This is a genomic window from Mycobacterium sp. 852002-40037_SCH5390672 (genome assembly GCF_001665875.1).
In the GTDB taxonomy this organism is placed as follows: domain Bacteria; phylum Actinomycetota; class Actinomycetes; order Mycobacteriales; family Mycobacteriaceae; genus Mycobacterium.
The window spans coordinates 47423-70446 of sequence record NZ_LZTA01000062.1 but is presented as its reverse complement, the minus strand read 5'-3'; the positions used below and the strand labels follow the sequence as shown (position 1 = coordinate 70446).

22 protein-coding genes and 1 pseudogene are annotated in these 23024 nt (G+C 68.8%); 12 read left to right on the top strand and 11 right to left on the bottom strand.

Going from position 1 to position 23024, the window contains the following annotated elements; translation table 11 throughout:
- The 3 genes and pseudogenes from A5782_RS10175 to A5782_RS10165 form a co-directional block, all read right to left on the bottom strand.
- Nucleotides 1–213 (bottom strand): annotated as a pseudogene (locus A5782_RS10175) (hypothetical protein); the annotation flags it as partial.
- A gap of 74 nt (nt 214–287) precedes the next feature.
- Nucleotides 288–1610: a primosomal protein gene (locus A5782_RS10170; RefSeq protein ID WP_067098910.1), complete on the bottom strand. Its 1323-nt coding sequence runs from the start codon at nt 1608–1610 to the stop codon at nt 288–290.
- 97 nt (nt 1611–1707) lie between these two features.
- Nucleotides 1708–2607 carry an alkaline phosphatase family protein gene (locus tag A5782_RS10165; protein WP_197694181.1) on the bottom strand — a complete coding sequence of 300 codons (900 nt, stop codon included), beginning with the start codon at nt 2605–2607 and terminating at the stop codon, nt 1708–1710.
- Nucleotides 2608–2699: 92 nt separating this feature from the next.
- Here A5782_RS10165 and upp point away from each other — a divergent pair, with 92 nt between their 5' ends.
- Nucleotides 2700–3404: a uracil phosphoribosyltransferase gene (gene upp / locus A5782_RS10160; protein WP_067098908.1), complete on the top strand. Its 705-nt coding sequence runs from the start codon at nt 2700–2702 to the stop codon at nt 3402–3404.
- Here upp and A5782_RS10155 read toward each other — a convergent pair.
- Entirely contained in the window at nt 3325–4905 is a 1581-nt protein-coding gene (locus A5782_RS10155; protein WP_067098905.1) for a phospho-sugar mutase, read from the bottom strand. The two genes, upp and A5782_RS10155, sit on opposite strands and share 80 nt — an antisense overlap.
- A 4-nt stretch (nt 4906–4909) precedes the next feature.
- Nucleotides 4910–5725: a purine-nucleoside phosphorylase gene (locus A5782_RS10150; protein ID WP_067098902.1), complete on the bottom strand. Its 816-nt coding sequence runs from the start codon at nt 5723–5725 to the stop codon at nt 4910–4912.
- A 173-nt stretch (nt 5726–5898) separates the two neighbouring features.
- Between A5782_RS10150 and A5782_RS10145 the strand changes: the two genes are divergently transcribed.
- From A5782_RS10145 to A5782_RS10135, 3 genes are read left to right on the top strand one after another with little or no spacing between them, the layout of a single operon-like run.
- Entirely contained in the window at nt 5899–6513 is a 615-nt protein-coding gene (locus A5782_RS10145) for a cutinase family protein (protein ID WP_197694184.1), read from the top strand.
- Nucleotides 6514–6548: 35 nt separating this feature from the next.
- Nucleotides 6549–7751, top strand: coding sequence for a M20 family metallopeptidase (locus A5782_RS10140; protein ID WP_067098896.1), 1203 nt, complete (start codon nt 6549–6551; stop codon nt 7749–7751).
- On the top strand, nt 7748–8926 hold the full coding sequence (locus A5782_RS10135) for a M20 family metallopeptidase (protein WP_067098893.1): 1179 nt from the start codon (nt 7748–7750) through the stop codon (nt 8924–8926). Before A5782_RS10140 ends, A5782_RS10135 begins: the two co-directional genes overlap by 4 nt.
- Here the strand turns inward: A5782_RS10135 and A5782_RS10130 are convergent.
- Nucleotides 8923–9741 (bottom strand): alpha/beta hydrolase, encoded by an 819-nt coding sequence (locus A5782_RS10130; protein WP_067098927.1) that lies wholly within the window; start codon nt 9739–9741, stop codon nt 8923–8925. The genes A5782_RS10135 and A5782_RS10130 overlap by 4 nt on opposite strands.
- 116 nt (nt 9742–9857) lie before the next feature.
- Nucleotides 9858–10337, bottom strand: coding sequence for a gamma-glutamylcyclotransferase (locus A5782_RS10125; protein WP_067098889.1), 480 nt, complete (start codon nt 10335–10337; stop codon nt 9858–9860).
- A gap of 111 nt (nt 10338–10448) precedes the next feature.
- On the opposite strand from A5782_RS10125, the gene A5782_RS10120 reads away from it, so the two are divergent.
- From A5782_RS10120 to A5782_RS10095, 6 genes are all read left to right on the top strand, one after another.
- Nucleotides 10449–11864: an NAD(P)H-quinone dehydrogenase gene (locus tag A5782_RS10120; protein ID WP_067098886.1), complete on the top strand. Its 1416-nt coding sequence runs from the start codon at nt 10449–10451 to the stop codon at nt 11862–11864.
- A gap of 85 nt (nt 11865–11949) precedes the next feature.
- On the top strand, nt 11950–13698 hold the full coding sequence (locus A5782_RS10115) for a glycerol-3-phosphate dehydrogenase/oxidase (RefSeq protein WP_067098882.1): 1749 nt from the start codon (nt 11950–11952) through the stop codon (nt 13696–13698).
- Between the two features lie 12 nt (nt 13699–13710).
- Nucleotides 13711–14589, top strand: a complete 879-nt coding sequence (locus A5782_RS10110; RefSeq protein WP_067098879.1) for a pseudouridine synthase — start codon at nt 13711–13713, stop codon at nt 14587–14589.
- Nucleotides 14590–14656: 67 nt separating this feature from the next.
- A complete protein-coding gene (locus A5782_RS10105) occupies nt 14657–16159 on the top strand; it encodes an HNH endonuclease signature motif containing protein (RefSeq protein WP_067098874.1) in 1503 nt (500 codons plus the stop codon).
- Nucleotides 16160–16195: 36 nt separating this feature from the next.
- Nucleotides 16196–17002 carry an MBL fold metallo-hydrolase gene (locus A5782_RS10100; protein WP_067098869.1) on the top strand — a complete coding sequence of 269 codons (807 nt, stop codon included), beginning with the start codon at nt 16196–16198 and terminating at the stop codon, nt 17000–17002.
- 208 nt (nt 17003–17210) lie between these two features.
- Nucleotides 17211–18353, top strand: coding sequence for a PPE family protein (locus tag A5782_RS10095; protein WP_067098865.1), 1143 nt, complete (start codon nt 17211–17213; stop codon nt 18351–18353).
- Here A5782_RS10095 and A5782_RS26085 read toward each other — a convergent pair.
- Nucleotides 18313–18525 carry a hypothetical protein gene (locus A5782_RS26085; RefSeq protein WP_156623874.1) on the bottom strand — a complete coding sequence of 71 codons (213 nt, stop codon included), beginning with the start codon at nt 18523–18525 and terminating at the stop codon, nt 18313–18315. The genes A5782_RS10095 and A5782_RS26085 overlap by 41 nt on opposite strands.
- On the opposite strand from A5782_RS26085, the gene A5782_RS10090 reads away from it, so the two are divergent.
- Nucleotides 18524–19672, top strand: coding sequence for a PPE family protein (locus A5782_RS10090; RefSeq protein ID WP_067098860.1), 1149 nt, complete (start codon nt 18524–18526; stop codon nt 19670–19672). The genes A5782_RS26085 and A5782_RS10090 overlap by 2 nt on opposite strands.
- Here A5782_RS10090 and A5782_RS10085 read toward each other — a convergent pair.
- Together A5782_RS10085 and A5782_RS10080 are read right to left on the bottom strand one after the other, a co-directional pair.
- Entirely contained in the window at nt 19603–20262 is a 660-nt protein-coding gene (locus tag A5782_RS10085) for a DUF5994 family protein (protein ID WP_082942859.1), read from the bottom strand. The genes A5782_RS10090 and A5782_RS10085 overlap by 70 nt on opposite strands.
- Before the next feature lie 509 nt (nt 20263–20771).
- The gene (locus tag A5782_RS10080; RefSeq protein WP_067098853.1) at nt 20772–21137 is read right to left on the bottom strand and encodes a DUF732 domain-containing protein; all 366 of its coding nucleotides are present in this window, start codon (nt 21135–21137) and stop codon (nt 20772–20774) included.
- Nucleotides 21138–21328: 191 nt separating this feature from the next.
- On the opposite strand from A5782_RS10080, the gene A5782_RS10075 reads away from it, so the two are divergent.
- Complete coding sequence (locus A5782_RS10075) at nt 21329–22246, top strand: PHB depolymerase family esterase (RefSeq protein WP_067098849.1); 918 nt, start codon at nt 21329–21331, stop codon at nt 22244–22246.
- Between the two features lie 22 nt (nt 22247–22268).
- Here A5782_RS10075 and nei2 read toward each other — a convergent pair whose 3' ends face one another.
- Nucleotides 22269–23024: an endonuclease VIII Nei2 gene (gene nei2, locus A5782_RS10070; RefSeq protein ID WP_067098844.1), complete on the bottom strand. Its 756-nt coding sequence runs from the start codon at nt 23022–23024 to the stop codon at nt 22269–22271.

The following is a 23024-nucleotide window of genomic DNA, read 5'->3' as shown; positions in this document are numbered from 1 at the left end:
CAGCACCAGGGAGAGCAGCGACACCGCGATCGGGAGGTGCCGCCACGGCGACTGCGGCACGGGGGTGTCGGTGTAGCGGTGCAGGCGTTGGCGGCGCCGGGCCGCGACGAGGACGTAGACGGCCAGCAGGGCCAGCGGCACCAACCCGAACAACAACAAGCCGGGACGCTGGAACCCGTAGAGCGGTAACGGGCCGATACCGGGAAGCGACACGTCACCCAACCTTCCCGTCTAGCCCCTGCTGCCGCCAGTAAAGAGCAGACTCGGTGACCCGTCAAACGACGGCACTACTCGCGGCGCAGCCGTCCGTCGACGAATTGCTCCAGTTTCTCCCACTCGCGAACCGCCGCGGCGTAGGGCGGCGACGGCTTGGCGACCGAGTCGGGCTCGAGCACGGCGGCCACCAACTTGCCCAGCGGCCGACTGGTCTCGAGCGCCTTGTCGACCGCGCGATCCTCGGAGTAGTCGCCGATGTCGCGGAGCACCTCGACGGCCAGCTCCAGCTGCTCGCGATCTACCGCCTCGGGGCCGTCGGCCAGGTCGTCGGCCAGCCCGCTGAGCACGTAGATGTTGTCGTCGGTGATCTCGACCGCCAGCGAGCCGTCGGTCGCGGCGGTGCGGATGTCGTCGTAGGTGGCCAGGTCGGCCAGGTCGTGGTCGTGCTCGTCGGCCAGGTAGCGCGCCAGCGCGCGCTCCGAGGTGAAGACGCTGATGCGTCCGTTGCGGCCCAAGAAGATCGGCTGGTCGTCGAGGTAGCAGCGCAGCGTGTAGAAGGTGCCCGAACTCGTCATGATCCGGATCGGGTCGATGCCCACCTGCAGCCAGAAGTCCTTGTCGCCGCCCAGCACCACGGTGTCGCCGGTCGCCGGGTCTTGGGCGTCTTCGGTGTCCTCGTCCTCGTCTTCGTCTTCATCGTCGGCTTCGGCCTCGGGGTCGTCGGCCGCGGATTCCTCGAGGGTCTCGTCGGGGGCGTCCTCGTCGCCGGTGTCCTCGTCCGCCTCGTCTTCGTCGCGCTGCTCGGCCAGCTGGTCGGCGGCCTTGTCCGACAGCTTGGAGTCGACCTCGGGGATGGTGACGATGTCGTCGATCGCGGCGAGCACGTCGTCCCAGCTGCGGCCGATGACCTCGGCGATCGCATTCCAGCGTTTGGTGCCGGCCTTGCCGGTGAAGTGCTCGATGCCGCCGGACACGGTGCCCAGGCTGGGGTTGCCGTTGAAGAACTTCGACACCGCCGGCAGCTCGCACACCGATCCGATGGACGACACGATGGCCAGCGTGCCGGCCAGCGCCGACACCGACTCCTCGGTGGGTTTGTCGGCCACCAGCTCCTCGACGGCGATCAGGTCGAACTGCCTGTCTTCGGTGGGCTCGAAGGTGTGTGCGTGCGCCGACCGCAGCTCCTTCCACCCCGGGTGGTCGACCAGATCGTGGTCGTCGTCCGAGCGTACGAACGCGACCAGGTCGGCGACGGAGGAGAACGCGAACAAGTCCTCGTCCTTGCCCAGGAACGCCTCCCACTCGTCGCCGGAGTCACGCCAGCGGGGCGCCCACACGGTGTAGCGGTCACCATCGGACAGGCTCAGGCGGATGGGCACGAGGTCAGCAACCATGCGGCACACAATAGCGACGACCACCCGAGGCGCTCATCAGGCAGTGGCGATTGCGAGCGCGGCCCAGCGGGGTGAGGCGGGTCGCGACCATCGGGGCCTAGCCCCAGATATCGGTGATGGGCGCGGCGCTGGCGGCGTAGCCCGTCTTGGGCAATCCGTACATCTGCTCCACCGTGGAAAGCAGGTTGTAGTGGTTGATCTGTTCGCTGTAGCTGCCGGGGCGGATGTGGGCGCCGTAGAGCACCGTGGGGATCTGGTTGCGGCCTCCGGGACCAGAACCGTCGTCCTCGTCGAACGTCACGATCAGCAGGCTGTTGTTGACCACCGCCCAATTCGCGTACCCGGACAACTGCTGGTTCAGCCAGGAGTCGGCCTGCGCGATCGAGCCGTCGTGCATGTTGTCGTCGTTGTTGGGGATGACGAACGACACGGTCGGCAGGCTGGCGTAGTTGCCCATCGGGAACGCGGAGAACGGCAGCGAGTTCGCCGCCGGCACATTGGTGAAGTTGGCCCAGGGCACATGCTTGCGCGCGTACTTGCCCGCGCTGCAGACCGGTGAGCCGACCCCGGGCAGGCCTTCGGCGAAGCCGATGAATGTGTAGCCCGCGGCGAGCAATTCGGAGCCCAGGTTCGGTGCGGCGCCGCCGCTGACCGGGCACAGGTCCTTGGTCACCCCGAATGTGTTGCCGGCGAACATCGCCAGGTAATTCGGTTCGCTGGGGTGGGTTTCGGCGAACGACTGGGTCATGTTGGCGCCGCCCGCGGCCAGCGAGGTGATGAAGGGGGCCGATCTGTTGCCGATGATGCCGTTCTCGGAGCGGTTCTCCTCGACCACGATCACGATGTGCGCGGGTTGTGGAATGGCCGCTGCGGCAAGGCCTATGCGCGGGGTCAGCGGGCTGGCCGCCAGTGCCACCAACGCCCATGCGCCCAGTAGCCGCAGACTCCGGTATGCCCTCCCGAGCAGCCTTCTGGGACTTCGAATCTCGCGCAACACGACCGGAGTATATGAACGGCAGTAGGCGTTTTCCGGGACGAAGGCAAGCGTGTCAGAAGGGCTTTGCCTGATCGTTATATACCCTCGATGCCATGGAAGTGTGCGTCATCGACCACCCGTTGGCCGCTGCCCGGCTGACGGTGCTGCGTGACGAACGCACCGACACCGCCGGTTTTCGCGCCGCGCTGCGCGAGCTCACGCTGGTGTTGGTCTACGAAGCCAGCCGCGACGCGCCGCGAAAGTCGGTGCGGATCCGCACCCCGGTCGCCTCGGCGGTCGGGACGCGCCTGGTCAATCCGCCGCTGCTGGTCCCGGTGCTGCGGGCCGGGCTCGGCATGGTCGACGAGGCGCACGCCGCGATATCGGAGGCGGAGGTGGGATTCGTCGGTGTCGCCCGCGACGAGGAAACTCACCTGCCGGTCCCGTATCTGGAGGCGCTGCCCGACAAGCTCGCGGGCCGGCCGGTGATCATCCTCGATCCCATGCTGGCCACCGGTGGGTCGATGGTCCACACCATCGGGCTGTTACAGCGCCGCGGCGCAACCGATATCACCGTGCTCTGTGTGGTGGCCGCTCCGGAAGGCCTTGCGGCGGTGGAGAAAGCGGCGCCGAACGCGCGAGTGTTCACCGCCGCGGTCGACAAGGGCCTGAACAAGTCGGCCTATATCGTGCCGGGCCTCGGCGATGCCGGTGACCGCCAATTCGGACCCAACCTGTTCACCAGCTCTGCACAGCAGCGACCAGCTCCTCGCGCAGGTCGCCGGCGCGCCGCCGCGAAGACTCCAGGTCGCCGTTAACCGCGCAGCGAACCTCCAAGTAGCACTTGAGCTTCGGCTCGGTCCCGGAAGGCCGCACCACCAGCCTGATCGACGTGTCGTCGTCGCCGCCGGTGAAGATCAGCGCATCGGTGATATCGGTGAGGTTCGCGGTGTACCCGGCCAGTGCTTTCGGTGGGGCGGCCCGCCAGCGCTGCATCAGTTCGACCGCCTCGCCGGGATAGGCGACGCGGCGCGACACCGCGGCGCCGTCGTGCACCCCGTACCGGACGGCCAACCCGTCGAGCAGGCTCGGGATCGAACGGCCCTGCCGTTTGGCCTGGGCCACCAGGTCACACACCAGCACCGCGGCGCTGATGCCGTCCTTGTCGCGCACCGCCGCGGGGTCGACACAGTGCCCGATCGCTTCCTCGTAGGCGTAGACCAGGGTGCCGCCCGGCACTTTCGCGTCGGCACGGGCCAGCCACTTGAAACCGGTGAGGGTTTCGACGTGGACGGCGCCATAACGCGCGGCGATGGCCGACAACATCCGCGACGACACCACCGTGCTGGCCACCACCGGTGTCTCGGTCTGATCGGTAGACAGTATGTAATCGCCCAGCAGCCAACCGGTTTCGTCACCCGACAGCATCCGCCATCGCGACCCGTCTTTGATGCCCACGGCGCATCGGTCGGCGTCGGGGTCCAGCGCGATGGCCACGTCGGCGCCGACGTCGGCGGCCAGGGCGAGCAGCGCGTCGGTGGCGCCGGGCTCCTCGGGGTTGGGGAACGTGACCGTGGGAAAGTCCGGATCGGGCGCGAATTGGGTTGCGACGGTGTGCACTTGGGTGAATCCCGCGCGATGCAATGTCTCGACGGCCACCTTGCCGCCCACCCCGTGCAGCGCGGTCAGCGCCACCCGCACCGAACCGGTGCCGCGCCGCAATCCGGCCGCCCGCTCGATGTAGCGCTCGACCAGATCGGGCCGCGCGGGTTCGACGGGGATTCTGCCGATCTGATCGGCCGGCGGGGCGGCGTCCATCGCGGCTTCGATCTCGCGGTCGGTGGGGGAGACGATCTGGATACCGTCCTCGAGGTACACCTTGTAGCCGTTGTCGGCGGGCGGGTTATGCGATGCGGTGATCTGGATCCCGGCCGATGCGCCGGTGCGGCGTACCGCGAACGCCACCAGCGGAGTGGGCACCGGACCGCGTAGAAGGAGCGCCGGAAACCCTTGGGCGGCAAGCACTTCGGCGGTTACGGTGGCGAATACCGCTGACCCGTGCCGGGCGTCGCGGCCCACGATCACCGACGAACCTTGCAGGCCACGCTCGATCAGCACCTGCGCCACCGCCCAGGTGGCCCGTGACACCACCGCGACGTTCATGGCGTCGGGTCCGGCGCGCACCGGGCCGCGCAGGCCGGCCGTGCCGAATTTCAGGGGGCGGGCGAACCGCGCGGCGAGTTCGTCCGGGCCGCACGCGGAGAGCTCGGCGGCCGTCGCCGGGTCGGGATCGTGGGCGATCCACTCCTCGGGCGTCATCGCTCTAGAACCGGGGGAGCTGCTCGAGGATCAAGGCCAGCAGCGCCCCCATTCGGGTGGCCGCCGCGACGCCGGCGGCCAGCACCTCGGTGTGGCTGAGCGGTTCGCCGCTGATGCCGGCGGCCAGGTTGGTCACCAACGACACCCCCAGCACCTCGGCGCCGGCCGCGCGGGCCGCGATGGTCTCGTGCACCGTCGACATGCCGACCAGGTCGGCGCCCAGCGTTCGCAGCATCCGGATTTCGGCGGGCGTCTCGTAGTGCGGGCCGGGCAGCCCGGCGTAGACGCCTTCGGTCAGCGTGGGGTCGGCCTGGCGGGCGAGTTCCCGCAACCGCGGGGAGTAGGCGTCGGTGAGGTCCACGAACTGCGGGCCGACCAGCGGGGAACGAGCGGTCAGGTTCAGATGGTCGCTGATCAGCACGGGTTCGCCGACGGCCATGTCCTGGCGCAGTCCGCCCGCCGCGTTGGTGAGCACGACGGCACGCACGCCGGCCGCGCAGGCCGCGCGTACCGAATGCACGACGTGGCACAGGTCGTGGCCCTCGTAGGCGTGGATGCGGCCGACCAGCACCAGCACCCGGTGGGCACCGATGCGCATCGACAACAGCTCGCCGGTGTGTCCGACCGCCGTGGGCGGGGAGAACCCGGGCAGCTCGGCCTGGAGCAGCGCGGCGGTGGGCGTACCCAGCGCCGCGACGGCCGGCGGCCAGCCCGATCCGAGCACGATGGCGACGTCATGCTCGGTGATTCCGGTGCGTTCGGCGATGACCTCGGCCGCCCGGCGCGCGAGGTCGCCTGGGTCGGACGGGTTTTGGGTCACAGTGCGGGAGCCTAGCCCGGCGACGGCGAGCGCCGATAGCGGCGCGAGTGAGGAGCCGGGCCATCGAGGATAGCGGTGGGGTGGTGTCCCCGGTATATGTCAGGATCTGCCGTATGAATCTTCGTAGGTGGCCGGTGGTTGGCCCGGTCATGGGAGTAACCGTCGCTGTTGTGCTGTCGGTGGTTTCGATCACATTCGGCCCCGCGCCGTCGGCAAAGGCGGACTGTCCAGACGTGCAACTGATCTTCGCCCGCGGTACCGCCGAGCCGCCCGGCCTGGGGGCCGTGGGCGACGCATTGTTCGCCGCGCTGCAGCCCGCGCTGGGGTCACGCAACATCGACTCGTATGCGGTGAACTATCCCGCCAGCTACAACTTCCTGACCACCGCCGACGGCGCCAACGACGCGCGCGATCACATCGCCGAGATGGTCGACCAGTGCCCGTCGACGCGCCTGGTGCTCGGCGGCTTCTCGCAGGGCGCCGCCGCGGTCTCGATGCTCGCGGGGGTGCCGCCGGTCGGCCAGCGCATCGGCAACTTCGGATCGGCTCCCGCGCTGGATCCCGGACTGGCCGGCAAGATCAGGGCGGTCGCGGTCTTCGGCAACCCCGGCAACCGCTTCAACACGCCCCTTTCGTCGACGGGTGCGTTCGCCGGTCGCGCCATCGACCTGTGCAGCGACGGCGATCCCGTTTGCGTCGTCGGTGGTCGCGACCGGGATGCGCACCACGTCTACGAGGTGCCGCCCTACCCCGGCCAGGCGGCGGGGTTCATCGCCGGACTGGTGTAGCCGAACGGGTCGGGCCGCGGTGACATACTGCGAGAGTGTCCACCCGCCCATTAGACAACCCGTTAGGTCGCGTTGAGGATGTCGTGCGGCAGCGTGGTGCCGACCTTATCGAGTTGTCCCACGCCATCCATGCCGAGCCTGAGCTGGCCTTCGCCGAGTATCGCAGCTGCGCCAAGGCGCAGGCGCTGGTCGCCGAGCGCGGCTTCGAGATCACCGCGGCCGCCGGCGGGCTGGACACCGCCTTTCGCGCCGACTTCGGCAGCGGGCCGCTGACCATCGGGGTGTGCGCCGAGTACGACGCGCTGCCCGAGATCGGCCACGCCTGCGGCCACAACATCATCGCGGCGTCGGCGGTGGGCACCGCGCTGGCCCTGGCCGAGGTGGCCGACGATCTGGGCCTGCGGGTGTCGCTGCTGGGGACGCCGGCCGAGGAGGCCGGCGGCGGCAAGGCGCTGCTGCTGAAGGCCGGGGTGTTCGACGACATCGCCGCGGCGGTGATGCTGCATCCCGGGCCGGCCGACATCGCCGCGGCCCGCTCGTTGGCCCTGTCCGAGGCGACCGTGGACTACCGCGGCAAGGAATCCCATGCCGCCGTCGCGCCGTACCTGGGCATCAACGCCGTCGACGCGGTGACCGTCGCGCAGGTGGCCGTCGGGCTGCTGCGGCAGCAACTGGCGCCGGGGCAGCTGGTGCACGGGATCGTCACCAACGGCGGACAGGCGGTCAACGTCATCCCCGGGCGCGCGGCGCTGCAGTACGCGATGCGCGCGGTCGAGTCGGATTCGCTGCGCCAGCTGGAGGGCAGGATGTACGCCTGCTTCGCCGCCGGTGCGCTGGCCACCGGCTGCGAATACGAAATCGGCAATCCCGCGCCCGCGTACGACGAACTGCGGCCCGACCAATGGTTGGCCGACATCTTCCGCGAGGAAATGTGCCGGCTCGGCCGCGAGCCGGTGGCCCGCGAGTATGAGGCCACGTTGCCCATGGGCAGCACCGACATGGGCAACGTGACGCAGGTGCTGCCGGGGATCCATCCGGTGGTCGGGGTCGACGCCGGCGGCGCGATGGTTCACCAGCGCGCCTTCGCCGACGCCGCCGCCGGTCCCAGCGCCGACCGCGCGGTCGTCGAGGGCGCGATCATGCTGGCCCGCACGGTGGTTCAGCTGGCCCAGACGCCCGACCAGCGCGACAGGGTGATGGACGCGCGGGAGCGCAGACGCGGTGGGGCGCAGTCATGAGCCTGGCCGCCGCCGCCGACTCCTGGCTGGCCACCCACCACGAAGACCTGGTCGAATGGCGTCGGCACCTGCACCGCTACCCCGAGTTGGGCCGCCAGGAGTACGCCACCACCCAGTTCGTCGCCGAGCGGCTGGCCGGAGCCGGGCTGAACCCGAAGGTGCTGCCGGGCGGAACGGGACTGGTCTGCGACATCGGCCCCGAGCACGAACCCCGGATCGCGTTGCGGGCCGACATGGACGCCCTGCCGATGGCCGAGCGCACCGGCGCCCCCTACGCCTCCACCATGCCCAACGTGGCGCACGCCTGCGGTCATGACGCGCACACCGCGATCCTGCTGGGCACCGCCCTGGTGCTGGCGTCGGTGCCAGAACTGCCGGTCGGGGTGCGCCTGATCTTCCAGGCCGCAGAGGAATTGATGCCCGGTGGGGCGATCGACGCCATCGCGGCCGGCGCGATCACCGGGGTGTCGCGGATCTTCGCCCTGCACTGCGACCCCCGGCTGGAAGTCGGCAAGATCGCGGTCCGGCACGGTCCCATCACCTCGGCGGCCGACCAGATAGAGATCACGCTGTATTCGCCCGGCGGGCACACGTCGCGGCCGCATCTGACCGCCGACCTGGTGTACGGGCTCGGCACGCTGATCACCGGGCTGCCCGGGGTGTTGTCGCGGCGCATCGACCCGCGCAACGGCACCGTACTGGTGTGGGGCGCGGTCAACGCCGGTGTGGCCGCCAACGCGATTCCGCAGAGCGGTGTGCTCGCAGGCACCGTGCGCACCGCGAGCCGGCAGACCTGGGTGGGCCTGGAGGAGATCATCCGCGAGACGGTGTCCGGGCTGCTGGCGCCGCTGGCCATCGAACACACGCTGCAATACCGGCGCGGCGTGCCGCCGGTGGTCAATGAGGACATCTCGACGCGCATCCTCACCCACGCGATCGAAGTCATCGGCCCCGACGCGCTGGCCGACACCCGTCAGTCCGGCGGTGGCGAGGATTTCTCCTGGTACCTCGAGGAGATCCCCGGTGCGATGGCGCGGTTGGGGGTGTGGCCGGGTGTGGGACCGCAGCTCGACCTGCACCAGCCGACGTTCAATCTCGACGAGCGGGCCCTGCCGATCGGGGTGCGCGTGATGACCAACATCGTCGAGCAGTCGTCCGCGTTCGGTCCGTTCTAGGCGCCCGTGGCGCGGACGACGTGGTCGGCGATGTGGGCGTATGTTCGCCGCGTGACGTCGACGGCCTCGCTCATGATGTTGTAGCCGTGGTCGACCCCGGCAACCTCGTGGTACTCCGCCAACGCTGAAGCGGCGGCGAGTTTCTCTGCGTACCTGCGGGATTCGTCGCGCAGCCGATCACGCTCGGCCGCCACGACCAGCGCGGGCGCGATGCCGGCGATGTTGTCGGCGTTGTCGCCCCAGGCAGGCGAGGCCAGGCGGTCGCGCCGCTGCGCGGGCTCCGGTATGTAGGCGGTGTCGAAAACCTCGCTCATCCACGGCTTCATGATCGCCCGGTGGCCGATGGTGGAGGGCTTGTCGCGGCCGGGGGTGACCAAGTCCAGGGGCGCGTAGTGCAGCACCTGCAGCGCGATCTCGGGGCCACCGTTCTCCAACGCGAGCCGGGCCGCCGCGGCGGACAGGTTGCCGCCCGCGCTTTGGCCACCGACGCACAGTCGTGTGCCGTCCCAGTCCCGCTCGGGGCCGGCCGCCCAGCACACCACGTCGTAAATCTGGTGCACCGCGGCGGGAAAGCGGTGCCGCGGTGCCAGGACGTAGTCGGGGTTGATCACCAGCACGCCCGCGTTGGCGGCCAGGTAGCGGCACCACGGATCGTCTTGTTCGGGGTGTCCGATCACGAAGCCGCCGCCGTGCACGTTGACGTAGACCGGCGGGTTCGTCTGGGCCGGCGGGTGGTAGACGGTTGCCGATACCGGGCCGTGCCGGGTTCCGATGGTGACCTCGGAGGTTCGGCTGGCGAACTCCGGGAAGCGCACGGCGGCTTTGGGGGCGGGGTTGATCGCGGCGGCGAACGTGCGCGCCACCGCGTCGGCGATTAGCGGTACGGACAGGATTGACAGCCGATTTTCCTTCCGTGGTGCAAGAGCATCGCTCAGGCGCCGGTGCCCGGGCCGATGTTGCGGGCCGGGCGGGTTCGTAGACCGTGCACGTATTCGCTTGGCGCACCGGCGATTTCGGCGGCGTCAGCCATAACCCCCAGATACCGGGCCGACGGCATGCCGCCCTCCCAGGCGTCCAGGACGTACAGCCACGCCAGGACCGGGTCGGTATCGGTGTCCGACGATATGCGCTCCACCCGGCACCGGATCTTCTTGTGGACGCCGAACTCCGAGCCCTCCCAGCGGTCCAGGTTGTTCTCGTCCGCCGGCGTCATGTCGTAGAGGACGACGAACACCTTCGAATCCGGGTCCTCGACGACGGTGGCCAGCGCGCCCTCCCAGCCGATGTCCTCGCCGCCGAAGGTCAATCTCCACCCGTGCAGCCAGCCGGTTCCGGCCATCGGCGAATGGGGCGCGCGTTTCTGCATCTGCTCGGGATCCATGTTCGACCCGTAAGCGGCGTAGAGCGGCACGGGGAAAGCTTAGACGTCCGGTGCTGGCCGGTCTTCCCCCGATGCACGCCGCTGCGCGGGCTGCATCGGCGCCGCGGCGCGGGGTTTCTCCGACTTCGTTAGGTTAGGGCTGTGGTGACCCGCATCGTGATCCTCGGTGGAGGCCCCGCCGGTTACGAGGCCGCGCTGGTGGCCGCGACCTCGCATCCCGACACAACCCACGTCACGGTGATCGACTCCGAGGGCATCGGCGGGGCGGCCGTCCTGGACGACTGCGTGCCGTCCAAGACGTTCATCGCCTCGACCTGGCTGCGCACCGAATTGCGCCGGGCACCGCGGCTGGGATTCGAGATCGACATCGACGACGCCAAGATCTTGCTGCCGCAGATCCATGCCCGGGTCAAGCAACTCGCCACCGAGCAGTCGGCCGACATCACCGACCAGCTGCTCGGCATGGGCGTGCGCGTGGTGGCCGGCCGCGGCGAGTTGATCGACCCCGCGCCCGGCCTGGCGTGCCATCGCATCAAAGCGACCGCCACCGACGGCACCACCAGCGAGTACGAGGCCGATGTCGTGCTGATCGCCACCGGCGCCCGCCCGCGGGTGCTGCCGTCGGCCCCGCCCGACGGTGAGCGGATCCTGACCTGGCGCCAGCTCTACGACCTCGAGGCCCTGCCCGAGCACCTGATCGTTGTCGGGTCCGGGGTCACCGGCGCCGAATTCGTGCACGCCTACACCGAATTGGGCGTCCCGGTGACCGTGGTCGCCAGCCGCGACCGGGTGCTGCCCTACGAGGACGCCGACGCGGCCCTGGTCCTGGAGGAGGCATTCTCCGAGCGCGGCGTCGCGCTGGTCAAGAACGCGCGTGCGCAATCGGTCACCCGCACGGGGGATGGCGTGCTGGTCACGCTGGCCGACGGGCGCACGGTCGAGGGCAGCCACGCCCTGATGACCATCGGCTCGGTCCCCAACACCGCAGGCCTGGGCCTGGACCGGGTCGGCATCGAGCTGGGCCGCGGCGGCTACCTGACCGTGGACCGGGTATCGCGGACCTCGGTGGCCGGCATCTACGCCGCCGGTGACTGCACCGGTCTGCTGCCGTTGGCCTCGGTGGCCGCCATGCAGGGCCGGATCGCGATGTATCACGCGCTGGGCGAAGGCGTCAGCCCGATCCGGTTGCGCACGGTGGCGGCGACGGTCTTCACCAGGCCCGAGATCGCCGCCGTCGGTGTGCCGCAAACCATGATCGACGACGGCTCGGTGCCGGCCCGCACGGTCATGCTGCCGTTGCGCACCAACGCACGCGCCAAGATGTCGGGGCTGCGACAGGGTTTCGTCAAGCTTTTCTGCCGGCAGGCCACCGGCGTGGTGATCGGGGGAGTGGTGGTGGCACCGATCGCCTCCGAGCTGATCCTGCCGATCGCCGTCGCGGTGACCAACCGCATCACGGTCAACGAGTTGGCGCAGACGCTGGCGGTTTACCCGTCGTTGTCCGGCTCGATCACCGAGGCCGCGCGGCGGCTGATGGCGCACGACGATCTGGACTAACGGTTAGCCTTGGTGCAGCGCGTCCTACTGACCAGTAACCGAGGAGGAGTTTCCCCAGTGCGCAGTGCAATGAGGAGTCCTGGTCGTGACTGATTCGATCCACGCGCCGACGACGCGCAGCTCGCCGGTGCTGGGACCCCGCCAGCGCGAGGCGGCCTGGGAACGGTTGGGCACCGAGCAGTTCGACGTGGTGGTGATCGGCGGCGGCGTGGTGGGGTCGGGCTGCGCGCTGGATGCCGCGACCCGCGGGCTCAAGGTGGCGCTGGTCGAAGCGCGCGACTTCGCCTCGGGCACCTCGAGCCGTTCGTCGAAGATGTTCCACGGCGGCCTGCGCTACCTCGAACAACTGGAGTTCGGGCTGGTGCGCGAGGCGCTCTACGAGCGTGAGCTGTCGCTGACCACGTTGGCGCCGCATCTGGTCAAGCCGATGCCCTTCCTGTTCCCGTTGACCAATCGCATGTGGGAGCGTCCCTATATCGCCGCCGGAATTTTTCTGTACGACCGGCTGGGCGGTGCGAAATCGGTTCCGGCACAAAAACATTTGACGCGCGCCGGTGCGTTGCGGTTGAGCCCCGGACTCAAACGGAGCTCGTTGATCGGTGGAATCCGTTACTACGACACGATTGTCGACGACGCCCGGCACACCATGACCGTCGCGCGCACCGCCGCACATTACGGCGTGGTGGTGCGCACCTCGACCCAGGTGGTCGCCATGCTGCGCGAAGGTGATCGGGTGACCGGTGTGCGCGTGCGCGACTCCGAGGACGGCGCGATCACCGAGGTCCGCGGACACGTGGTGGTCAACGCGACCGGCGTGTGGACCGACGAGATCCAGGCATTGTCCAAGCAGCGCGGGCGTTTTCAGGTCCGGGCGTCCAAGGGCGTGCACGTGGTGGTACCGCGTGATCGCATCGTCAGCGACGTCGCGATCATCCTGCGCACCGAGAAGTCGGTGATGTTCGTCATCCCGTGGGGGAGCCACTGGATCATCGGGACCACCGACACCGACTGGAATCTGGACCTGGCGCACCCCGCGGCCACCAAGGCCGACATCGACTACATCTTGGAGACCGTCAACACGGTGCTGGCCATCCCGCTGACCCATGCCGACATCGACGGTGTGTACGCGGGGCTGCGGCCGCTGCTGGCCGGGGAGAGCGAGGAAACCTCCAAGCTTTCCCGGGAGCACGCCGTGGCGGTGCCCGCGCCGGGACTGGTGGCCATCGCCGGCGGCAAGTACACCACCTACCGGGTGATGGCAGCCGACGCGATTGATGCTGCGGCCCAATTCATTCCGGCCCGGGTGGCGCCGTCGATCACCGAGAAGGTGAGCCTGCTGGGCGCCGAAGGCTACTTCGCGCTGATCAACCAGGCCGAACACGTCGCCGAGCTGCAGGGCCTGCATCCCTACCGGGTGCGCCATCTGCTGGACCGCTACGGCTCGCTGATTGGTGACGTGCTGGCGCTGGCGGCCGAACGCCCCGACCTGCTCAACCCGATCAAGGAAACGCCGGGCTACCTGCGAGTGGAAGCGCTGTATGCGGTCACCGCCGAGGGCGCATTGCATTTGGAAGACATCCTGGCGCGGCGGATGCGCGTCTCCATCGAATACCCGCACCGCGGCGTCGACTGTGCCCGCGAGGTCGCCGAAGTGGTCGCGCCGGTGCTGGGCTGGTCGGCCGAGGACATCGAAGGTGAGGTCGCGAACTACACCGCGCGGGTTCAGGCCGAGATCTTGTCCCAGGCTCAGCCCGACGACGTGTCCGCCGATGAGTTGCGGGCCAGCGCGCCCGAGGCGCGCGCCGAGATCCTCGAGCCGGTCCCGCTCAGTTGAGCACGCCCTGATATGGCTTTAAGGGCGGCGCCACTGCCCGTGCGGGACGGACTCGGCCCGGCGCGGGTGCGGCTGCGGGGCGGGCCGGTGCTGGCCGAACTCACCGACCGGTTCGGCGCGCGGGCCCGCGCCAAGGTGCTCGCGGGCGAGGTCGTCGACGCGGACGGCGCGGTAATCGATGGCGCCACAGCCCTTCCCGCCGGCGCGAGCGTCTACCTCTATCGCGAGCCGCCGGATGAGGTGCCCGTCCCGTTCGACATCCCGGTGCTGCATCGCGACTCCGACATCGTGGTCGTCGACAAACCGCACTTCTTGGCCACCATGCCGCGCGGACGCCACGTCGTGCAGACCGCGCTGGTGCGGCTGCGTCGGGAACTGGGTGGCGAACCAGGATTGGCCGAGCTCAGCCCGGCACACCGCCTCGACCGGCTGACCGCCGGGGTGCTGCTGTTCACGGTGCGGCGCGAGGTCCGCGGCGCCTACCAGACGCTGTTCTCCCGCGGGCTGGTGAAAAAGACCTACCTGGCCCGGGCCGCCGTCAACCAGGGGCTGGAGTTGCCCCGCGTGGTGAAGAACCGAATCATCAAGCGCCGCGGCCACTTACAGGCGGTCTGCGAGCCGGGTGCGCCCAACGCCGAGACGCGCGTGGAGCTGCTGTCACCGGACGGTCTGTACCGGCTGACGCCACGCACCGGACGCACCCACCAGCTGCGCCTGCACATGGCCTCGCTGGGGATAGCGATCGAGGGTGATCCGTTGTATCCCAACATCGTTGACGTTGCCGCCGACGACTTCAGCACGCCCCTGCGGCTTTTGGCGCAACGCATCGAGTTCACTGATCCGCTCACCGGTGTGCGACGCGAGTTCGTCAGCCGCCGGGCGGAGCCGTGAGTGTTGGGAAGCTTTGAGCCCGGGCGCTGACCGACTCTTGTCGTACCGGCGCGGTAGACTCGAACACATGTTCGATACAGCGCGGCAAGCAGAGGTGATTGCCCGCTTTGATGAGCTTGTCGAGCGGCAGCACCCGTCGACGACGGCGCGCTCGACAGAGCTGGTGGAATCGATCTGCGATTCCTCCCGGGTTCAGAATCGGGCGGTGGCCGCGCAGCTGGCCGCGATCCACGAGTTGTTCACCTATCGGCTGTCGCGGTGTTCGGAGACCGAGGACTGGGCGATCGACACGATGGACGCGGTGGCCGCCGAGGTGGCCGCTGCGTTGCGAATCGGCCAGGCGCTGGCCCTCAGCAGGCTGCGGTATGCGCGCGCGCTGGTCGAGCGGCTGCCCAGGGTAGGCGAGGTGTTCCGGACCGGGGACATCGACTATCGGATGTTTCAGACCATCGTATTTCGCACCGACTTGATCGCCGATCCCGAAGTGCTGGCGGTGGTGGACGCCCAGTTGGCGGCCAATGTGCTGCGTTGGCCGTCGATGACGCAGGGTCGGCTGGGCGCCCAGGTGGACAGAATCGTGGCCAAAGCCGACATCGACGCGGTGCGGCGGCGCCGGCAGCGCGTGAGCGACCGCGCCATCTGGATCGGTGAGGTGCACGACGGGTTGGCCGAGCTCAGCGGCGCCCTGCTCGGGCCGGACGCTCACGCGCTCGAACAGCGATTGAGCGCGCTGGCGGCCTCGGTGTGCGCTAATGACCCGCGCACGCGCGAGCAGCGCCGCGCCGACGCTCTGGGCGCGCTGGCCGCCGGAGCAGACCGACTCGGGTGTCGCTGCGGGCGGCGTGATTGCGCGGCCGGCAAACGTCCCACCGCCGGGCCGGTGGTGATCCATGTGATCGCCGAGGCGGCCTCCCTGGAGGGACGCGGCGGCGCACCAGCCTCGGAGGTGGGAGCCGACGGGGTCATCCCGCCCGAACTCGTGGCCCAACTCGCGCAGTCGGCCAAGCTGGTGCCGCTGACCCGCCCCGCCGACGAGCCGGAGAAGGGCTACGTGCCGTCGAAGAAGTTGGCCGAGTTCGTGCGCTGCCGGGATCTGACGTGTCGGGCGCCCGGCTGCGACCGCCCCGCCAGCCACTGTGACATCGACCACACGATCCCCTACGCCGACGGTGGGGCCACGCACCCGTCGAACTTGAAATGTCTGTGCCGGCTTCACCATTTGCTCAAAACTTTCTGGGGCTGGCGCGACCGACAGCTGCCCGACGGGACTGTCATCTGGACCCTGCCCGACGGGCATACGTACATCACCACCCCGGGCAGCGCGCTGCTGTTCCCCGCCCTGTGCGCGCCCACGGGCGAAATCGCCCCGGCGGCGGCCAGAACCGACTACTGCGCCGAACGCACCGGGATGATGCCCCGACGCCGCCGCACCCGCGCCCAAGACCGCGCCACCCGGGTCGCCACCGAGCGCTGCCGCAACCGCCAAGCGCGCCTGGCCAGCCACGCCCCGTCGGTGAGCCACTCGTGGCCCACCACCTACGGGCCCGACGACGATCCACCGCCCTTCTAGCGGCATGGACGCCGCGGGACCGGGTAGCCCGCGGCCATGGACATCACCGTTACGTTCGTCGGCAACGCCACCACGCTCATTTCCGCGGGCGGGGTGACGCTGTTGACCGACCCCAATTTCCTGCACCGGGGGCAACGCGCCTACCTCGGCCATGGGCTGGTGTCCAAGCGGCTCAAGGAGCCGGCGATGCGCCTGGGCGAACTGCCACCCCTCGACGCGATCGTGCTGTCACACATGCACGGCGATCACTGGGACAGGGTGTCGCAGCAGGGCCTCGACCACGGACTTCCCGTCGTCACCACCCCGCATGCCGCCCAACGGCTGCACAGGCGTGGCTTCGTCCAGGCGCGTGGCCTGCAGACCTGGCAGCAGCACACGATCACCAAGGGCGGCACCACGCTGACCCTCACGTCGCTGCCCGGGCGTCATGCGCCGGGGTGGAGTCAGCGGCTGCTCCCGCCGGTGATGGGCACCATGCTGGAGTTCGCCGCCGCCGACGGCTCGCCCCGGCGCCGGGTCTACATTTCCGGCGACACCCTGCTGATCGAGGAGCTCAAAGAGATCCCGGCGCGGTTCGACCCGATCGACGTGGGCATGCTGCACCTCGGCGGCACCCGACTGCCGGCCGGCGCGCGGCTTCCGTTCGGACTGACCGTGACCATGGACGGGCGCCAGGGCGCCGAACTGGTCGCGATGCTGGCCCTGCCGAAAGCGATCCCGGTGCACTTCGACGACTACGCGGTCTTCGCGTCGCCGCTGGCCGACTTCACCAGCGAGATGCAGCACCGAGGACTGGGTGACCGGATCATCACGGTGGACCGCGGCGCCTCGGTGACCGTGTAGGAAGGCGGCCGCTGTCGGGCGGGTTGCCTGGTCAGCAAATGTCAAATCGCTCTCAGTTTTGGGTATAGGGTGTCCTAACACCGGGCAGTCGAACTGGGAGGTACCGACCGCAGGTGACAGGCTTCGACGTGCAGAGTTCCAAGGTTCTTCGCGGCCTGGTTAACGCAAATTTGCTGAGGCGTTCTCAGCGTGGGCATTGTGAGATGTGATGGATCTTTTTGCACCCCCCGAGGTCACCTCGACGCTCATCCACACCGGACCGGGAGCGGGCTCGCTGATCGAGGCCGCCGGCGCCTGGCAACGTCTGGCCGTCGAACTGGAGAATTCGGTCTCCACCTATGCCTCGACGCTGTCGTCGCTCATCGAGTCCTGGGACGGGCCGTCGGCGATGGCGATGCTGCAGTCCGTCCAGCCCTACCTGCTCTGGCTGCGCGAGACCGCGCAGCAATCCGCGCAGATGGCCACCTCGGCCGAGTCCGCCGCGTCGGCGTTCACCGTCGCCCGGTCCACGGTGGTGCACCCCTCGGTGGTCAGCGCCAACCGGACGCGCCTGGCGCAGTTGCTGGCCACCAACGGGTTCGGGACCAACACGGCGGCCATCGCCGAGACCGAAAACGAATACCAGACCATGTGGGCGAACAACTCGGCGGCGATGAGCCGCTACCAGGCGTCGTCCTCGCAGGCGACCACCCAGCTGTCGCAGTTCAATTCGCCGTTGACCATCGCCAATCCGTCCGGAACGGCCAATCAGCAGGTCGCGGTGAGCAACGCCTCCATGTTGAGCGCCGGCGACGCGAGCTCGTCGGCGGGGTCGGTCCTGAACTCTCTCAACATGCCACTCGGATTCGACCCCAACAGCGGCTGGTTCAGCTACTTCAGCACCTGGGGCAACCAGTTCCTCTCGTCCGGTTTCCCCATCAACCTGCTGGGTGTGTGGGCACAGATGGCGACCGCCCAAGGGGTTCAGTCCGTGGGTGGCGACATCGGCAGCGGTCTGTCGGAAGGGCTGGGAGCGGCCACGGCGAGCCTGTCCAATGCGGTCAAGGGTCTCGGCGCGGGAATGGCGCCCACGGGGGCGATGGGCGTCGGGGTGACGGTGGGCAAGCTGACCGCACCCCCCGCCGTGGTGGGGCTGCTGCCCGGTACGCAAACCGGGGTGCAACTCGCCGCCGCGGCGTCGCCGCTTCCCGGAGCGGAACCGGGGTTCCCGATGATGCCGATGATGGTGCCGCCGCCGACCGCCTCGGCGGGCACCGGCTGGCGCAAACGTAAACAGCAGAAGTACGAGGACGTCGCCCTCGGCCAGGAGGTCAAGGGCAAAGTGATGCCTCGAAACCCATCGGCGGGATGACGTTGACGATGGCGCCCCACGACTGCGGGCGCCGAAAACCGCCGCCGGGCAGGTCAACGGCGACCAGCAGCGGGACACCGCGGTGCCCCGCCGTCACCCACTCTCGAATTGCCGGACGGGCCGACGCGCAGCGTTCGCCCAACCCACGTTCTTCCCCAAGGTAAAGGTTCATGGATTTCGGGATACTGCCGCCGGAGGTCACTTCGGCGCTGATCCATTCTGGACCCGGCGCTTGGTCATGGATCGAAGCCGCCGCCGTCTGGCAGGAGCTCAGCGCCGAGCTCGAGCAATCCGCCAGCAGCTACAGCGCGGAGTTGTCGTGGCTGATGACGACGTGGCACGGCCCGTCGGCCCTGGCGATGGCCCAGGCGCTCGAACCGTACCTCGACTGGTTGCGCGTCACCGCCCAGCAGTGCCAGCAGATCGCCACCTCGGTGCAGGTCATGACCACGGCCTTCGAGTTGACGCACTGGACGGTGGTGCATCCCTCACTGGTCGCCGCCAACCGGGCGCGGCTGGCAATGTTGTTGGCCACCAACTTCTTCGGGATCAACTATCCGGCCATCGCCGAAACCGAGGCCGAATACCACGCCATGTGGGTGAACAACTCGGCGGCGATGATCCGCTACGCCGCCACCTCGGCGAGCGCCGTGCGACCGCCGACCTTCGCACCGCCGCCGCAGGTTGCCAATCCGTCGGGCGCAACGACACAGGCCGCCATGGTTCCGGCTACGGCCGCGAGCAATTCCGGGTCGCAGAGCGCCACCGGCATCGGGGGGACCCTCCAATCCGCCTCCAACGCTTTCTTCGATCCCAACTCGGGCTGGTTCGGATACTGGAGCAACTGGGCAAACCAAACCTTTGCCGCGGGCGGTTACCCGGTCAACATTCTCGGTGTGTGGGCGCAATTGGCAACCGCCCACGGCTTTCAGTCGCTAGGCGCCGACGTCAGCTCTGGCCTGGCCGAAGGCACGGCCGCGTTGTCGTCGGCGGAGACGCAGCTCATCAGCGCGGTCGGCGCCGCCGGATCGTCGTTGGCGCCCCGCGCGACGCTGGGCATCGGCATCTCGTTGGGGAACCTGACCATGCCGCCTGCGACGGTGGGGATGCTGGGGTCTTCGGCGCCGGTGCAACTGGCGTCAGCGGCCTCCGCGCTGCCCCCCGGGGCCGGCCAGACGCCGATGCTCCCGATGGCCCCGATGCGCCCGACGCGCGGCTCGGCGAGCGGTCGGCGGGGCAAGGGACGCGACTACGACGATATTGAATACGGCGCGGAGCTTCCGGGCACCGTGATGAACAGGCCGCCGTCGGCGGGATAGCGCTGCTTGCGCGACTCCATCATCCGGTTTCGGACGATGTGTTCGACGAGGATGGGGACGAAGGTCTGCACCGGCGCGTCGATGAATCGTTGCGTCGTCTCTTCACACCAGCGCCTGATCTGAGCGGCGCGGCGTTCGTCACCGAGCCCCTCCTGGCGGGCCAGCTTCTCGGCCACGTCCGCCACCGATCGCCCAACGGTGGCCCGAACGGCCGGCGAGACCACCGGCTCGGCGGGCGCTCGCGCCGCGTCGAGTGCCAGACGGGCGACGTCCTCTTCGGTGTCCGGCCGCAGGACATGCAGGGTGAGGTGGCGGCCGTTGTCTCCCATCACGATGACGCTGGCCGGCTCGTCACTGGTGAAGCCCAGCAATTCGATTGCGTGCCCGTCGATTTCGGCGAGCGCCGGCGTATTGTGCCAGCCGTTGCGCCGGTAGCCCACCATGACGATCCGCCCCAGCCGGTCGGAGAGCGACGCCGTCAGGCCCGGCAGCTCGTCGACCAGATTCGTCGACCGCGGCCACCAGGCGCCGTCGACGTGCTCGGACACAGCCCGATAAGGCTTGAGTTGCAACCGGTTTGATTGCTCCATTTCACCCACCTGCTCGCCGACTCCCGGATTGACCTGACCCCCGCCGAACTCAAGGTCATCACGGGTAACCGGCGATCACGGCGCTAACGAGTGGCTGATGGGTTTACCGATCGTGAACAACGAGATCCGCGATTGCATTCGGGTATGGCAACGAGTTTGGCGGGCGCGGTCGAGCCGTCGGTAAGGTCACAACAATTCCCGGGCAGCAACGAGGGCTATCGCGCGGCGGGCGGGACCGAAATGCCTTGGTGAATCCCCTGATTGATCTTGTCCCGCAGGGCCGGGCTGCCCGGCGGATCTGAATCCTCGCAGGCGCAGCTGAGATGACTGAAGGGGTTAGGGTCGGTGCTGGCAGACGCAGTGGCTCCGCTGGAAGCGCCGAGAGCGATGGCAATTCCCGCAACACCGACCAAAAGTTTCGGAATCATTTTTGGCCCTGAGCTTCTGAGTTTCGGATACCTGCAATTTTATCCGCGATGCATCACGAACCTGTCAACCATCTGTAAATTTCAGGACCCAGAAGCCGATGCCGAATCCGCGTACTTGGGGCAATACGCCTTGATGCTGACGCCGACGAAATAGCCGGCGTGATAGCTGTCGAGCGTGCTGCTGGACAGCACGCTGTTGGCAACCTGTTCTGGTGACTGGCCCATGTCAAGTTCGTGGCACACGGTGTGCCCGGAGTTGACGGCGGCGTCGGGCGACTCGTAGTTGATGCCTTTGGCCTTCAGCGCGGACAGAAAAGCGTCGTCGGCAGACGTGGCGTGCGCGGTCACGGATGCTGCCAGCACGCCGAGCAGCCCTGCCACCGGCACAACGCCAATCGCCAAGAGCGACAGCGTCCGGATGGGCTTGCGTATCTGGGTGGTCGTCATTTCTGATACTCCCGTGGAACAGAAGTGCCGTTGCTTGCTGAAGGCGGGGCTAGTTCGAATGTTTGCATGTCGCGGTGCCAACCGGTCCCGTATCGCCGATAATGCGGCGTGTGCCACACCAGGGTTTGCTCCGCCGTCGGACGCGCGTAACCGGCGAGCCCTCGCCGACGCGCCGTCGGTGATCTGACGATATGGCATTCGCCCGGGGTTTGTGGCTCGCTGTGGTGGCGATATGCGTGGTCGGCTGCGGTGTGCGGCACGTGTCGGCGGCGAGCGCTCGAGACATTTCGGGCACCTTTCGATCCGGCGGCATGGACCGAACCTACATGTTGCACGTGCCGACGGGCGACCCCGTCGGGCTGGTGCTCAGTTTGCACGGCGGCGGCGGTACCGGGATCTCGCAGCGCGGCCTGACGGGCTTCGACACCGTTGCTGATGCCCATAACCTATTGGTGGTCTACCCCGACGGTTACGACAAGAGCTGGGCCGACGGACGTGGCGCCTCGCCCGCCGATCGCCGCCACATCAACGATGTGGCCTTCCTGGTCGGGCTGGTGAACAAGCTGCAGAACGACTACGGTATCGCGCCCGGGCACGTTTTCGTCACCGGGATGTCCAACGGGGGCTTCATGAGCAACCGGTTGGCGTGCGACCGTGCCGACGTCTTCGCCGCGGTCGCACCGGTGGCCGGCACCCTGGGTGTGGGGGTGGCCTGCAATCCCTCGCGGCCGGTGTCGGTCTGGGAAGCCCATGGGACGGCCGACCCGCTGGTGCCGTTCAAGGGTGGGGCGGTGCGCGGACGCGGCGGGGTCAGCCACTCCATCTCGGCGGACACCATGGTGGGCAAGTGGCGCTCGGCGGATGGTTGCCAGGGCGATCCGGCGATGGAGGCGCTGCCCGATGCCCGCGACGGCACCGTCGTGCGCCGCTACGAGTCCACGCCGTGCACGGCGAACACCGAGGTGGTGTTCTACAGGATCGACAGCGGCGGGCACACCTGGCCGGGCGGCAAGCAATATCTGCCGGCGGCCGTCATCGGCCCCACCACGCGCGCGCTCGACGGGTCCGAGGCCATCGCCCAGTTCTTCCTCGCGCACGCCCGCGACTAGGCCCGTGAGAAGGGTCAGGGCGTCAGCGCTGGCAGGACGGGCACCAGTACGTCACCCGTTCCCCGGAGTCGTCGGAGTTGATCCGGGTGCCGCAGCGGCGGCACGGCTGCCCCGATCGCCCGTAGACCCACAGCTGGCGTCCGGCCCGGGTGTCGCCGGTGGTGCATCGGTTCCAACGGAAGCGGTTGAGCCACAACATATCCCGCGCACGCGATACCAGCCGATGGGGATCGGCGATCTCGCGCACCGGCGCGGTGGGCAGATGCCCGGTGAGGTAACACAATTCGTTGCTATAGACATTGCCGACTCCGGCCAGCACCCGCTGGTCCAAGAGCGCCTCGGCGATCGGCCGGTCCGGGTCGGCCGTCAGGTTGGCGGCGGCGCGCACGGCGTCCCAATCTTCGCCGAGCAGATCGGGTCCCAGGTGCGCGACGGCGTCGCCGTCACGCTCGCGCTCGAGGATCTCCAGCACGCCCAGATCGACGCCGACGGCCCGGACGGCGTCGGTTTCCAAGATGATTCGTGCCCGGTGGTCGATCCGCATCGGGCGATTGCCGACCCGCCAGCTGCCGTCCATTTTCAAGTGTGAGTGAATGCTGGCCGCGCCCGCCCGGATGAACAAATGCTTTCCGCGGCTGAACACCTCGTCGACGACCTGCCCGGTCAGATCGACGGTGGCGAACCGCGGCACCCGGATGTCACAGCGAGTCAGGGTGGCGCCGAGCAAGCGCTCGCGCAGCACGGCGGCGGTGTGCCAGACGGTGTCACCTTCGGGCAT